We start from the raw sequence: 13,996 nt of genomic DNA on the forward strand, positions 1-13,996 counted from the left end.
CGCCGGTGCGGTGATTGAGTGAATAAATAAATAGCATGAACCTTCATTCCTTTGGCAAAGTTACAAAACCAGCGAACCTATTTGCTACGGCCCGATCTCACGATTCGCTCAATCACTCATTCGCTCATTGAAACATGACACGATTAAGCGTCAACATCAATAAAATTGCTACCATCCGTAACGCACGGGGCGGCAACAATCCCAACCTGGTTAAAGTAGCCCTCGACTGTGAGCGTTTTGGAGCCCAGGGAATCACGGTTCATCCCCGCCCTAATGAGCGCCATATCCGCTATCAGGACGTACTGGATTTGAAGGAAGTAGTTACAACCGAGTTCAATATCGAGGGTAATCCTGACGATCGGTTTATTGAGCTGGTGAAACGGGTCAAGCCCGAACAGGTAACGCTTGTTCCCGATGCGCCGGACGCTATTACGTCAAACGCGGGCTGGGATACCATTCGTTACGCCGATCACCTGAAAAAATTGATCGACACATTCAAAGAGGATGGTATTCGCGTATCAATTTTTGTTGACGCCGATGAGCGGATGGTTGAGGGAGCTAAGCAGGCGGGCACTGATCGGATTGAATTATATACCGAACCTTACGCAACCCAGTATCCCGACGATCCAGAGAAAGCCATAGCTTCCTTTGTCAAAGCAGCTCAGAAAGCGCAGGAACTAGATCTTGGCCTAAACGCCGGTCATGATCTGAGTCTGGAAAACTTGCGCTATTTTGCCCAGCGGGTCCCCGGTTTACTGGAGGTATCCATCGGCCACGCCCTTATCAGCGATGCGCTGTACTTTGGTCTGGAGAATACCATTCAGATGTACCGGCGCGAATTGATCTGACGACAGCAAAGAGTAATTCGGCGTGATTCTTATTGTGCCGACTTCTTCTTTTTAGAAGCATTCATGTGGCGAATTACTTCCCGTTTTTGGAACACCAGTCGCCAGACAGCCAACGGAGTTTTCTGATCACCGAAGCACACTTTGCAGATTGGGTTGTCGGCAGGAACGGCTTGATTGTATACAAAAAGTGCCTCGTCAACCTGCTGAATGTTGGCTGTCTGTGGTAGCTTTTGCTCAGCGTTATACAGATAGGCATCTAGAATTTGTTGTTCTTTAGGTGCCAGGCTTTTATTCTGGATATCGGCTGCTCCTAGCAGGTCTACGTCCAGCTTATAACGATCGATAATGGCTTTAGTCTTCGGTAGGTGCTGTAACTGGCAAAGCTGGATTCGTTTAGCCGGATCAGTTGTCTGTTTCAACGCCGTTGTTAACTCGTTCTCCAGAACAGCACTGATTTTCCCGCCCGCCGTATTGATCGTTTCAAGCAAATCTGCATTCGAGATTTTCTTGATCTTCATGTCCGACATTTCCTGTTTCAATTCCGACGTGTACTGAACGCGTTCGGGGTTACAGGCCGCGACTCCGAGTACAAACAAACCGATCAACAAACTATTTTTATTCATGGTAGATAGATCACCTCCGCGGGTGATCAAAAACAAGTCACTTGTTTCTAGAACCTCGTTGTACCCATAGCTAGTTCACTAGCGAACACGTAGAAATTTCAGAAAACAGTAGCCCTCGCAGCCAGGTAATATTAGCAGCGTATCCTGGCGAAAAGCAATGCGTTGCCGGAAAGGAATATTAGCCTGATTTGTGTTGATGTACAGACGTAGCGCCAGGCTGTCGGGATAAGTTGCATCAACATTAAAATGGCGAATCGAGTAGTAATACGTCATCTCCGGCCCGTTAGCACTTAATGTCCCATCGGTATTAAACGTAAGCGTCTGCAACGGAGTGGCAGGATAACGTCGGGTCGTGTAAAACGACGTATCACGACGGAGGATCGTTGTATCATTGATGACGTACGAAATAATGGAATCTTTCGGGTATCGCCGTTCGATCAATCGCCATGAACCGGCAATACGCGCATCGGCAGTACCCGTCGAAAATGACATACTCGGATCTTTACAATAAGTAAGACTAAGGACTAAGCCCAGCAGGATGGCAGTTCGTAAAAAAATTGGCATGGCAACAGGGAATAAAAGCAAAACCATGGCCTAAGCAAACCATTACTGGACAGCTACCGGGCCATGGCTCAGCTACTACGCTCTTAACGAACGCGTGTTTTATCAGCGTCTACGCTTAGACAAATTCCGTACCTTTTTCTTTAGCATCAGCCACAAACGCTTTGACTTTCTGCTCGTCTTCTTTCCGACAGATCATCAATACGTTGTCGTACTCAGCCACGATAAAACCGTCCAGGCCGTTAATGGCAACTAACCGCTCTTTCGGCGTTTTAATGATGCAGTTTTTTGTATCGTACAGTAGCACATGGCCGTCTACAACATTGTACTCCTCGTTCTTGTCTGATACTTCATACAGTGATTTCCACGTACCAAGATCCGACCAGCCCAGATCGCACAGGATAACATACACATTCGACGCTTTTTCCATGATTCCGTTATCAATGGAAATGCTACCTGTCATCGAATAGGCTTTTTCAATAAATGCCTCCTCATCACTCGTGTAATACGCCGACTTACCTTCTTCGAAAATCTCGGCGATTTCAGGCAGACAGCTCTCGAACGATTTGATAATGCTTTGTACGTTCCAGATGAAAATACCGGCATTCCAGACAAATTCACCGCTCTCAACAAACTGACGAGCCAGTTCGAGGTGTGGCTTCTCGGTAAAGGTTTTCACCTTTTTGATATCCTCGGCATCGTTGGCCGAAGGAATGTACTGAATATAACCGTATCCCGTGTCTGGACGCGTTGGTTGAATCCCTAACGTTACCAGAATATCCTGCTCTTTCACCGAATCAAGTCCTTTTCGAACCGTACGCTTAAACTCTTCTTCTTTCAGAATAATATGGTCGGCAGGCGCTACAATGATGTTTGCATCGGGGTCACGCTGGGCAATTTTGTAGCAGGCATAGGCAATGCAAGGGGCAGTATTGCGGGCAATTGGCTCACAAAGCACCTGGTCATCACTCAACTGAGGCAGCTGTTTCTGACAAAGGTCTTTATACAGAGAACTAGTAACAATAAACAGATTTTCGGGTGGACAGATACCGTCGAATCGATCAGCAGTTTGTTGTAGAAGCGTACGGCCGGTCCCGAGTACATCGTGGAACTGTTTCGGATAGCTGGTTCGGCTGAATGGCCAGAACCGTGATCCAATACCACCGGCCATGATAATAACGTATGTATGATTCATCGACAATGAACTAATAAGCAGGGAGTAGCTTCCCAAATTTGCCCCTATCTTACCCAAAAATTCTAGAAAAGTTTACTAAATAGTGGGTTTCTTATGGAGCGACTCTACGAAGCTACACCATCATCATGTCCCAACCAAATGCTAGTCCCTTGACTAACAGAAAGTTTACTTAAAAATCACCACCAACGGCTCTCAATAAGGCTACCGCGTACTGCGCTTCCTGGGTCCGTAGCTGAGCCATCTGCTGCTCGGTAGTCAGGATCGTACGTTGGGCGTCGAGTACTTCCAGATACGTAGCGAGCCCGCGCATATATAGCTCCCGATTGTATTGCTCCGTCCGGCGGGCTAATGCCAGTGTCTGCGCCTGAAGACCGAGCTGCTCCCGCAACAGTATCAAATTATCCAGAGCGGTTTCGGCATCCCGTTGCGCCAATTGCAACGCCTGATCGTATGTCTGCTGATTGGTCTGCGCCAATTGCCGAGAAAGAGCAATGTTCTGTTTAGCACGATGACCTTCGTACAGCGGCACTGATGCGTTGATGCCCAACAGATACGTAGCGCTGCTGGGCGTAAACCATGGCCCAATCCGACCGGACAGGATACCCCCTGATCCTACCAGTGTCACCCGCGGCTGGGTGCTAGCCTGCTGCAACGTTACCTGGGCAGCTGCCACCTGATTCTGACGATTGTATTGCAATAGGTCTGGTCGACGCTGAAGTTGCTCGACGGGAACGGTAGCGTACGGGTACGACGGTACAGCTGCTGGTAAACCGCCAACCGGAACCGTAAAATCCGCAGGATTCTGTGCGCACAATTGGGCAAGTCCGTTGACTAGTTCAAGTCGGGCACGTTGCAACCCTTTCAACGTCACCTGCAAACCTGCGTAATCCGTTTCGGCACGTTGTACATCAATCTGGCTAATAAGCCCGACCCGGAAACGCTCACGCAGGATTGACAAGGTCGTATCGCGCGATTGAATGTTACGCAGGAATACACCCTGTTCCGTATCATTGCCGCGGATAAGCAGGTATGTCCGGGCGATATCCGACGCCAGCGTCAATCGGAAAGACTGGTAATCGGCATCGCTGGCTTGAGCCTGCAAATTGGCTACGTTGATGCTACTTCGAATACGCTTGAACAAATCCAGCTCGTAGCTTACATCAATAGGCAGTAACTGAAACGTATTCAACTGAAAACGAGGCAGTCGATCACTCGCCGTTGGGATGGCCACGGGGCGCTGCTCCGATAGACTCTGCGTTGTGATCAAGGCCGAACTACGTAACGAAGGCGACAAATATGACTGCGCCACTCGTACCCGAATCCGGGCTTCTTCCAGTCGGCTCAGTGCCGCTTTCAGATTAGGACTGTTATCTAACCCCTGCTGAATGTATTGCTCAAGTACAGGGTCGTTGAACCGCCGAAATCCGCTGATCGTCAGAGCGGGCGAAGGCTCGTTAGCATTGGGAGCAGCCGTTGAGGTAGCATTTGGGGTTGTTGCAGGCGTAGGTGATGCAGGTTTGACCGTACCGGGAGCGGGATCCAACGTAACGGCTCCGCCTGGCGCATTTAACGGTGTTGTTTGCGCAGTTGCCGAATTGATTAGCAGACTGATAGCAAACAGACTTGTAACTAGTTTCTTCATTAGCGGACTAGACTTGCGTTAGTGTTTCGACGGCAACAACGGCGTCTTTGTTGAGAGGGCCGTACAAATGCGGGAAGTATTCATCATTTGTTGCGCGTTCGTACTTCAGTTCGGACCTTAACTTTTCGGGGTCAACATGCAATAGCAGTAAATCTTGCTTCCCCTTGTAATAGCGGTCGAGTACGCCGGTTACCTGTTCCTTTTCTGACAGGTGAATAAAGCCCTCTGCCGGCAAACTGGCCGCCGTATAAGTAGCCTGATCTTCGCAGGCAGCCCAGTCATCAGCTGAAACAACGTGATAAATTAATTTCATACAACAACGTATCTGTTGTTACTCATGTGCAAGTCCCTAAAAATTGAGCAGAATTGCAACCGTATTATTACTCAGGAAATGCTGCCTGGTTACCGACAATTGGGCTAACTATCTATCAAACCAAACAAAATTTTACGTCGGAACCGAATGGGCACTATTCTCATCCGCAATATACCCACATTTAGCGCATGAGGGGTTGTATTATTCGGTCAATAAATAGCCTTATTGCGGATGTGGCCTGCTGGAGATTCATCCGCTCAGAACATAGTCAGCAGATAATTGACGAAACGTTTACGCTCGATTCATTGTAGTTTTGTTGACTAAACAATCAACGGAAGCAGCCATGAAGGCAGAAATGAATACCGACAAGGGCACCATGCTAATCGAATTCTTCGAGAAAGATGCCCCTAAAGCAGTGAACAACTTTATTACACTGGCGAAAAAAGGATTTTACGATGGCGTTACGTTCCACCGTGTTATCCCGAACTTCATGATTCAGGGTGGTGACCCAACTGGAACCGGCGCAGGTGGCCCTGGCTATACCATCGACTGCGAATTGACCGGCGATAATCAATACCATGACCGCGGTGTGCTGTCAATGGCTCACCGGGGACGTAACACCGGGGGTTCGCAGTTCTTCATCTGTCACAACCGGCAGAACACTCAACACCTTGACCGGAACCATACGGTTTTTGGTAAAGTAGTAGAAGGTCTGGACATCATCGATCAGATTCGTCAGGGCGACAAAATCAATAGTATCAAGGTACTGGAAGACGAAGCTGCTGCGTAACGTATTAACAGCTACTGAAAACGGCCCGGCGATTTACCTGAATCGCCGGGCCGTTTTCAGTAAGTAACTTTTTAGGTAAACGACGGCGTCCTCTTCGAAACCAAACCAGAAATGGCCAGACCCACCGCCACAACAGCGCCTACACCTGCTACCCCCTGCACCAGTGGGTAATCTCCGTGCTTGACCGCGATCGCAGCATATGCCCAGGCGAAAACCAATATATAGCCAATACTACGGTATCGATTGAAAACAACAGCACCAACAACTAGCCCAACGACCAGAACAGCGGCAGCCCAGGTAGCCTCGCTAAGCCCCATTGTGCTAAACTGAGTCGCTTTTAGAAACACCGACACATTCAGTATTGTGGCTACTGTCAGCCAGCCGAAGTAGATCGAAAACGGAATCCGGGCCAACCAGGTTTGCGCTGGTCCAGCTGGCGACTCGGGTAACGTAGCGTCCAAATCTGGCGCAACTATGGGCACCTGGGATTGAGCCAGTAGACGCTGTTCGATTGTCATCAGTGTAAACAACATAACCAGAATGACAACCAACGCCAGACCGATCCATTCCTGATTGAAAATAGGGCTCCAGACTGCGTTGCAAAGCGCGTTAATGACAACCAGCCAACCAATCGCCCGAAAGCGTGGATTTGTTCGTTGCGATGGTAGCGCTTGGTAGATGGCAAAGGCCAGCAAGCCCAGAAAGATAACTCCCCAAATGGAAAAGGCGTAGCCGGCAGGTGTGATTAGTGTTTCGTATTTGGCAGAAATATCAGCGTTCGTTTTCCCCCCGAATGCCCCTGTATTCGATAGTGCGTTCATCACGATCATCGAGATGACACTGAACACCACCAGAAATTGTCGAAGTTTATCAGTTCCCATAAAAAGTGAGTGGCCATTGATTGATGTGTTGTTCAACCACTGGCCACTCACTTATGTTTGTCTACGGATTACTGACTGTTTACAGCTCCAGAATCTTGATTTCTGTCCGTCTATTACGCTGGTGTTCTTCTTCGGTTTTGGCATTTTTAACAATCAAACGCGTTTCACCATATCCCTTGGCGACTAGTCGATCAGCTGAAATGCCTTGCGCTACAATATAATCCACAGCCGACTTTGCCCTGTTTTGTGATAGCTTCATATTATAAGCGTCTGTGTCACGGGCATCTGTGTGTGAACTCAACTCAAGTTTCAATGTCGGGTTGTCCTTCAGAATCGTTACGATCTTATCCAACTCAGGGGCAGCATCAGACCGGATATTGTATTTATTCAGATCGTAATATATATTCTCTAGTACAAAAGTCTTGTTCAGCTCCGAGCGATCCAGCAGTAACGCTACATTGAACGTCGTATCAGTTTGGGGCTTGGTCAGGAAGATCTGCGGAATGCTTTTGCCCTGCATGGTAAAAGGCTCCCGGTGGGTCAGATATCCTCGACGTTCGGCCAGGATTGTATAGTCTTTACCTTCCTGCATAGGGTATTTTCCGAACGTACCGGGCTGACCCGTTACGACCTCCGCAATGGGTTGACCCGTGGCATCGTCAATGATCCGTACCCGCGCTGAATCAAGTGGGTTGCTGGGGTTGTCGTTGCTGCCAACGGTCCCCGCCAGAAAGTAACGTACTGTTTTAGGCGCGCCTTCCTTTGGCGGATTCTGTGCAATTGTCGTCGAATCGTCCCCCGAACCTTCCTGGAAGAAATAAATATCATCATCGCCCTTACCGCCAGCGCGGTTCGAGGCCAGGTAGCCTTTATCGTCGTCGGTATAGATCAGACCGAAATCATCGGACGCCGAGTTGATTGGCTGGCCCATGTTCTCCACCCGCGTAACACCACCCGAGCGAGTAGCTACGAAAATGTCGAGTTTCCCCAGACCCGGATGGCCATCGGACGAGAAATACAATTTGGCATCGGGACCAACGTAAGGGAACATCTCGTTACCCGGCGTATTAATATCACGCCCCATATTTACCGGGCGGCTAAACCGACCCGATGCATCAATACTTGTCCGGTACAGATCAGTACCACCAGCGCCACCAGCGCGGTTCGACGCGAAATACAACGTCTTTCCGTCACCCGAAAAAGCAGGGGAACCATCCCATGCGGTTGAATCACTGATCGGCAATCGTAGTGGCTGACTCCACACGTTGTCAGCTCCCAGGCGACTGATATACAAATCAACGTCCAGGCCCCCTTTACGTTTCCCGTTATTCCCCCGCGCCAGGATCATAGTTTTTCCATCTTTCGAAAACGCCGGGGTTCCTTCGTTAACATCATTCTGGAATACGTTTGTGCTAAATAGCTCTGGCGCATTACCCGTTTCGTCAGGCTGCTGGCCAAGCTTAGTTTTGTACAAACCCAGCATCGGCAGACCGTTGTTTTTGTACGTCTGGTCTTTTCGCGATGCCGTAAAAATCAGCTCGTTTCCCCGAACCACCGGCGCAAACTCCGTACCTGGCGAGTTAAGATTACCCATGTTCTTGAGATTCATGGGTGTTTTCTTCTGGGCAATAATATTGATCGCCTTCAGCGTTTCAACCTCACTTTTCGCTTTGTCAAGCGTATTTTTCTGGGTTATCTTAGGCGCAGTGGCTACATACTGCTGAAGCTGATCGAGTGCCCCCGCGTAGTTCCCCTGTGATTTCAGCGCGTAGGCGTAATTCAACCGGGCATCGGGTTCAGCCGTATTGGCTTCGATTGCTTTCTGATAAAACGGAACGGCATCACCGAATCGGTTTGATAGTCGATACGATTCTGCCAGGTAGTAGTTCAGCCGGGCCGGATCGATAGCTCCCTTTTCCGCCTTTTGAAACTGGCTGATAGCCAGACTATATTCGCCAGCATCGTAATGCCGAACGCCCTTCTTGTACGCCTGCATGGCTGAGTTGCAACCGGCCATTCCCAGGGCCATACTCAACGCCACCAGCAAGGTAGCCGACGTATTGATGTTCATAAAGTTAACTGAGCAAAAACCGATACAGCCGCCAAGATAAAAAATGAATCCGGGCGGCTACTACAAATAACGTTTATGATTTGGTTTTATTGAGAAACTGGCGCTCCCAAAAGTATCATTCAGGGTTCTTTATTTACTGTAGAAACCTAATGCTATATTTTTCAGAATCAGCATTTATTCAACTAGCTATGTCAATACTCAACCGGTCTGTAAAACTACGATTACGTCCCTTGATCTACAGGCCAATAACATCATTAAATATCGTGTTGAAGGCGACTTCAAGGCCGCCTATATCCAGCCATTGATCGACAAACTAGATGACCATCTGAAACGTCACGACAAATTATGTGATACGCTGAATACGTTGAAATCAACGACATCGAATGGCGTGCGGAAGGATTTGAAGTTTGATCTTTCTCATTTGACCGATTTTGACAAGGTTGCAGTCGTCACTGACAAGCAGTGGCTTAGCATCACTAGCGTACTACCGGGCTTGGGGGTAAGATTCTTCAAGTTTTCCGAGCAAGAGCCAGTTCGTCAGTGGGTGAAACGTTGAGCTGTGATGTGCCCCCAGATTCTGGTAGAGTACAGTCACAAAGCTGCAGCGCTGAAAATCTGGCTTAAAAACTGCTTATAATTCAACCTGAGTTCAACCAACCACCGGTCTGAACCGTTTTTACACTATATCTTTTATCAAAATCATGAATGCCTGATCAACCATCACGCTACGCCCGGGTACTTTCCTGGCTGGACCAGTACGTCATCCGCCGTCTGTACAATGAGCGCGTTCGTCGAATCATTTTACAAAGTCTGCCCTTCTGGGTGGCTTCTATTCTGACTGGTCTGGTAGCTGTTGGCTATGAAGAGCTATTTATCTGGGCGGAGAAAATCAGCTTCTCGTGGCTAGGTGCCAGGCCTTACCTAGCCTTTCTGATTACGCCGGCGGCTTTTCTAGGCTCCTGGTTTCTCGTGAAATGGTTTGCACCAGCTGCCCGTGGCAGTGGTATTCCGCAGGTCATGGCTGGTATCGAGCTTTCCAGCCCTACAATGCACAGCCACACAACGTATTTGCTAAGCTTACGCGTTGCGGTCATCAAGGTATTAAGCAGTTTCGTTCTCTTAATTGGTGGTGGCGTTATTGGTCGGGAGGGCCCTACCATTCAGATTTCAGCGGCTATTTTCCGCGCTATCAATCAGCTCCAGCCCAAAGGCTGGCCACAATTATCTCGTCAGATTGCTTTGATCACAGGCGGAGCTGCCGGGCTGGCAGCCGCTTTCAATACGCCCCTGGGCGGAATTGTATTTGTCGTCGAAGAATTGACGCAGACACACATCACTCGTTTTCGAACCGCGGTCTTTTCGGCTGTGATCATTGCCGGTATGACCGCGCAGGCCATTCTAGGTCCTTACCTGTACCTTGGCTTCCCTAAAGTAACGGTTTCGTCGGGTTGGTTTCTGGGCATTATCATCATTATGGCGATAGTTTGTGGGCTGGCGGGGGCTTTGTTTGCCAAAACTTTGCTTCTCATTAATGATTATCGCCGTCGCTTCAAAACCTTATTAGCCCAGGCGGGCTGGGTAGCAGGCTGCGGGTTGTTACTGGCAGGCATGGCGTTCCTGATTGGTCCCAGCGCCATAGGCACAGGTAAGCCCATTATTAATCAGCTCCTTTTTACCGATAATGATCCCGCCTGGTACCTATTTCCTGCTCGTTTTGTCGGGATGGCACTCAGCTACAGTAGTGGCGGAGCCGGGGGCGTTTTCGCTACCTCGTTAAGTGCAGGCGCTGTTTTAGGTAATGGTTTGTCCCGCCTTGTTGACATTGACCCAGCCGATCATAACCTGATTATTCTTGTTAGCATGGTCAGCTTTCTGACGGGTGTTGTTCGCTCACCTTTTACGGCTGCTATCCTGGTACTTGAAATGACAGATCGCCATTCGGCAATCTTCCAGTTACTACTGGGTGGGTTGATGGCGCAGGGAGCAGCCTCTCTCATAGATCCCCATTCATTTTACGAACACCTCAAAAGTAGCTTCGTTCGGGAAACCTTAGAGCAGCGCGTTACGTCTCCTCCGGCTGATCTTGCTCAAAATTCAGTTCCGGGAAGAACGTAAAAAGGCCAGCCGGAAAAGGTTGGCCTTTTTATTTCCAGAGTCAATATAGCCTACTATGCTACGTTGCTTTCTTCGGCATATGCTTCCGTTGGTACGCAAGCGCAAACCAGATTCCGGTCGCCATAAGCCGAATCGACCCGGCTGACGCTTGGCCAGAATTTCCGGGCCCGAACGTAAGGCAACGGGTAAACCGCTTTCTCGCGGCTGTACGGACGGGTCCAGTCATCAACCAACACAACGTTGGCCGTGTGTGGCGCTTGTTTCAGTACGTTGTTGGTCCGATCAGCCGAACCGTTTTCAATCTCACGAATTTCATTCCGAATAGCAACCATAGCATCGCAGAAGCGATCCAATTCAGCCTTCGACTCCGACTCAGTTGGCTCTACCATCAGCGTACCCGCTACTGGGAATGACACTGTTGGCGCGTGGAAACCGTAGTCCATTAGTCGTTTGGCGATATCTTCCACTTCAACGCCAACCGCTGATTTGAACGGACGACAATCCAGGATCATTTCGTGCGCACAACGATCATTCGTGCCAGTGTACAACGTATCATAATGACCATTCAGGCGTGCTTTGATGTAGTTGGCGTTCAGGATGGCCTGCTTTGTCGCATTGGTCAGTCCTTCGCCCCCCATCATGGCGATGTAGGCGTAAGAAATTGTCAGGATACTGGCCGATCCGTAAGGAGCTGCCGAAACGGCTCCAGTCGTTCCCTGGCATACGTGCCCTGGTAGAAACGGCACCAGCTGCGACGCCACGCCGATTGGTCCCATGCCTGGTCCGCCACCACCGTGCGGAATACAGAATGTTTTGTGCAGATTCAGGTGGCAAACATCAGCACCGATTGTAGCGGGTGACGTCAGTCCGACCTGTGCGTTCATATTCGCACCGTCCATGTATACCTGTCCACCGTGTTCGTGGATCGTGGCACAGATTTCTTTGATGCTTTCTTCGAATACGCCGTGTGTTGATGGATAAGTAACCATCAGGCAGGATAGATCATTGCTGTACTGAGCCGCTTTCGCTTTCAGATCCGCTACGTCAATATTACCCCGCTCGTCACATTTCACAATAACAACCTTCATACCTGCCATTACGGCACTGGCGGGATTGGTACCGTGCGCCGACTGTGGGATCAGCGCTACATTCCGGTGGTTATCCCCCCGGCTTTCGTGATACGCCCGAATAACCATCAGACCAGCGTATTCACCCTGCGCCCCCGAATTGGGTTGGAGCGACATGGCCGCAAAGCCGGTGATTTCGCAAAGCCAGTCGTTCAGGTCTTTGAACAATTGCTGATAACCGGCCGTCTGCTCTTTTGGCGCAAAGGGGTGCAGTTTGCCAAACTCCGGCCACGTAACCGGAATCATTTCGGCCGTAGCGTTCAGTTTCATCGTGCAGCTACCCAACGAAATCATGGAATGAACCAGCGAAAGGTCTTTCTCTTCCAATGATTTCAGGTACCGCAGCATCTCGTGCTCGGTATGGTGCGTATTGAAGACCGGGTGCGTCAGGTATTCCGATGTACGAACCAGACGTTCAGGCCAGGTAATCTCCAGATTCTCGGCAATTGCGTTGACATCCGCTTTTACCCCAAACACCGCCAGCAGCTCGCTGACGTCATGCAGGGTTTTTACTTCGTCGAACGAAACGCCAATGTGGGTGTCATTCGAGAAGTAACGCAGATTCGTCTGAGCCGCCCGCGCCGATTTTAGTAATGACTCAATGTCATCAATTTCAATAGCGACCGTGTCGAAGTAATTTTCGGTTATAACCGTATAGCCATGCCGACGTAACGCCGTTACAAAAACTTTAGTCAAACCATGTACGCGCTCGCCAATGGATTTAAGCCGCCGAGGACCGTGGTATACAGCATAGCTGCCTGCCATTACGGCCAGCAGTACCTGCGCCGTACAAATATTAGAGGTAGCCTTCTCCCGGCGAATATGCTGTTCGCGGGTTTGCAGGGCCATCCGCAAAGCTGGTTTTCCCTGAGCATCCTGCGATACCCCAATGATCCGACCCGGAAGCTGCCGTTTGAACGCATCACGCGTAGCAAAATAGCCCGCATGTGGCCCGCCGAAGCCCATAGGTACGCCGAAACGCTGCGCCGAACCGACCACTACATCAGCGCCCATTTCGCCGGGCGAGGTAAGCATCGTAAGCGCCAACAAATCAGCCGCAACAGCTACCGTTACGTTCAGTTCGTGCGCGGACGCGATCAAATCGGTATAGTCGAAGACTTCGCCGTCTGAAGCAGGATACTGTACAATCATACCAAAGATTGATTCATTCGTCAAATCAACCGTTTGGTGATCGCCCACCAGAATATCAATACCGATTGGCGTCGCGCGAGTACGTAACAAATCGATGGTTTGTGGGTGACAGCGTTCTGATACAAAGAACGTGTTTGCCCCCTTCTTCGACGCAGGCCGGGTTGCATGAAGCATATTCATAGCCTCAGCAGCCGCTGTCCCTTCATCCAGCAACGACGCGTTTGCCAGATCCATTCCTGTTAGATCAGAAACAACCGTCTGAAAATTCAGTAGTGCTTCAAGGCGCCCCTGTGCGATTTCTGCCTGGTAGGGCGTATAAGCCGTGTACCAGGCTGGGTTTTCGAGAATATTCCGGAGAATGACATTGGGCGTAATTGTATCGTAGTAGCCCGTGCCGATATAAGAAGAAAAGACTTTATTCTGGCCAGCCAGTTTCTTGAAATCAGTCAAAAACTGCGTTTCTGACTTAGGCGCTGGCAAGTCCAGCGGTTTCTCTAGTCGAATAGCAGCCGGTACGGTTTGATCGATCAATTCATCGATGCCCGCAACGCCAATGGTCTGTAGCATTTCGGCCTGAGCCGCATCAGTTTGACCGTGGTGACGGTCTTCAAACAAGTCTGTTGGGTGAAGATTCAGTTTCATGCTGGGGAAGCCCACGTTTCGTTCGCTTGGAAACTC

General features: G+C 49.7%; 12 protein-coding genes. 4 read left to right on the forward strand and 8 right to left on the reverse strand.

Annotated elements, in window-relative coordinates; translation table 11 throughout:
• Window positions 1–134: 134 nt before the first annotated feature.
• Window positions 135–848: a pyridoxine 5'-phosphate synthase gene (locus ACYVAD_RS24265; RefSeq protein ID WP_461142138.1), complete on the forward strand. Its 714-nt coding sequence runs from the start codon at window positions 135–137 to the stop codon at window positions 846–848.
• A gap of 29 nt (window positions 849–877) precedes the next feature.
• Here ACYVAD_RS24265 and ACYVAD_RS24270 read toward each other — a convergent pair whose 3' ends face one another.
• The 5 genes from ACYVAD_RS24270 to ACYVAD_RS24290 all read right to left on the reverse strand — a co-directional run bounded on the left by ACYVAD_RS24270 (window position 878) and on the right by ACYVAD_RS24290 (window position 5,182).
• Entirely contained in the window at window positions 878–1,471 is a 594-nt protein-coding gene (locus tag ACYVAD_RS24270; RefSeq protein ID WP_461142139.1) for a hypothetical protein, read from the reverse strand.
• Window positions 1,472–1,549: 78 nt separating this feature from the next.
• The gene (locus ACYVAD_RS24275; RefSeq protein ID WP_461142140.1) at window positions 1,550–2,035 is read right to left on the reverse strand and encodes a hypothetical protein; all 486 of its coding nucleotides are present in this window, start codon (window positions 2,033–2,035) and stop codon (window positions 1,550–1,552) included.
• Between the two features lie 115 nt (window positions 2,036–2,150).
• Window positions 2,151–3,227, reverse strand: a complete 1,077-nt coding sequence (locus ACYVAD_RS24280) for a mannose-1-phosphate guanylyltransferase (protein WP_461142141.1) — start codon at window positions 3,225–3,227, stop codon at window positions 2,151–2,153.
• Window positions 3,228–3,396: 169 nt separating this feature from the next.
• On the reverse strand, window positions 3,397–4,869 hold the full coding sequence (locus tag ACYVAD_RS24285) for an efflux transporter outer membrane subunit (RefSeq protein WP_461142142.1): 1,473 nt from the start codon (window positions 4,867–4,869) through the stop codon (window positions 3,397–3,399).
• Between the two features lie 7 nt (window positions 4,870–4,876).
• Window positions 4,877–5,182, reverse strand: a complete 306-nt coding sequence (locus ACYVAD_RS24290) for a DUF952 domain-containing protein (protein WP_461142143.1) — start codon at window positions 5,180–5,182, stop codon at window positions 4,877–4,879.
• Window positions 5,183–5,525: 343 nt separating this feature from the next.
• Between ACYVAD_RS24290 and ACYVAD_RS24295 the strand changes: the two genes are divergently transcribed.
• On the forward strand, window positions 5,526–5,972 hold the full coding sequence (locus ACYVAD_RS24295) for a peptidylprolyl isomerase (protein ID WP_461142144.1): 447 nt from the start codon (window positions 5,526–5,528) through the stop codon (window positions 5,970–5,972).
• 71 nt (window positions 5,973–6,043) lie between these two features.
• Here ACYVAD_RS24295 and ACYVAD_RS24300 read toward each other — a convergent pair whose 3' ends face one another.
• Together ACYVAD_RS24300 and ACYVAD_RS24305 are read right to left on the reverse strand one after the other, a co-directional pair.
• Window positions 6,044–6,853, reverse strand: coding sequence for a tryptophan-rich sensory protein (locus ACYVAD_RS24300; RefSeq protein WP_461142145.1), 810 nt, complete (start codon window positions 6,851–6,853; stop codon window positions 6,044–6,046).
• Window positions 6,854–6,932: 79 nt separating this feature from the next.
• Complete coding sequence (locus ACYVAD_RS24305) at window positions 6,933–8,924, reverse strand: OmpA family protein (protein ID WP_461142146.1); 1,992 nt, start codon at window positions 8,922–8,924, stop codon at window positions 6,933–6,935.
• A 253-nt stretch (window positions 8,925–9,177) separates the two neighbouring features.
• Between ACYVAD_RS24305 and ACYVAD_RS24310 the strand changes: the two genes are divergently transcribed.
• Window positions 9,178–9,480: a SpoIIAA family protein gene (locus ACYVAD_RS24310; RefSeq protein ID WP_461142335.1), complete on the forward strand. Its 303-nt coding sequence runs from the start codon at window positions 9,178–9,180 to the stop codon at window positions 9,478–9,480.
• 149 nt (window positions 9,481–9,629) lie between these two features.
• Window positions 9,630–11,039, forward strand: a complete 1,410-nt coding sequence (locus ACYVAD_RS24315; RefSeq protein ID WP_461142147.1) for a chloride channel protein — start codon at window positions 9,630–9,632, stop codon at window positions 11,037–11,039.
• Between the two features lie 53 nt (window positions 11,040–11,092).
• On the opposite strand, the gene gcvP is transcribed toward ACYVAD_RS24315, so the two are convergent.
• Complete coding sequence (gene gcvP, locus ACYVAD_RS24320) at window positions 11,093–13,960, reverse strand: aminomethyl-transferring glycine dehydrogenase (protein ID WP_461142148.1); 2,868 nt, start codon at window positions 13,958–13,960, stop codon at window positions 11,093–11,095.
• Window positions 13,961–13,996: the final 36 nt, after the last annotated feature.

It is taken from the genome of Spirosoma pomorum (assembly GCF_054776615.1).

Bases quoted from the DNA above. Each gene is read 5' to 3' on its own strand.
- gcvP (WP_461142148.1), bottom strand. From the start codon at position 13,960: ATGAAACTGAATCTTCACCCAACAGACTTGTTTGAAGACCGTCACCAC.
- ACYVAD_RS24280 (WP_461142141.1), bottom strand. From the start codon at position 3,227: ATGAATCATACATACGTTATTATCATGGCCGGTGGTATTGGATCACGG.
- ACYVAD_RS24315 (WP_461142147.1), top strand. From the start codon at position 9,630: ATGCCTGATCAACCATCACGCTACGCCCGGGTACTTTCCTGGCTGGAC.
- ACYVAD_RS24305 (WP_461142146.1), bottom strand. From the start codon at position 8,924: ATGAACATCAATACGTCGGCTACCTTGCTGGTGGCGTTGAGTATGGCC.
- ACYVAD_RS24290 (WP_461142143.1), bottom strand. From the start codon at position 5,182: ATGAAATTAATTTATCACGTTGTTTCAGCTGATGACTGGGCTGCCTGC.
- ACYVAD_RS24285 (WP_461142142.1), bottom strand. From the start codon at position 4,869: ATGAAGAAACTAGTTACAAGTCTGTTTGCTATCAGTCTGCTAATCAAT.
- ACYVAD_RS24270 (WP_461142139.1), bottom strand. From the start codon at position 1,471: ATGAATAAAAATAGTTTGTTGATCGGTTTGTTTGTACTCGGAGTCGCG.
- ACYVAD_RS24295 (WP_461142144.1), top strand. From the start codon at position 5,526: ATGAAGGCAGAAATGAATACCGACAAGGGCACCATGCTAATCGAATTC.
- ACYVAD_RS24300 (WP_461142145.1), bottom strand. From the start codon at position 6,853: ATGGGAACTGATAAACTTCGACAATTTCTGGTGGTGTTCAGTGTCATC.
- ACYVAD_RS24265 (WP_461142138.1), top strand. From the start codon at position 135: ATGACACGATTAAGCGTCAACATCAATAAAATTGCTACCATCCGTAAC.
- ACYVAD_RS24275 (WP_461142140.1), bottom strand. From the start codon at position 2,035: ATGCCAATTTTTTTACGAACTGCCATCCTGCTGGGCTTAGTCCTTAGT.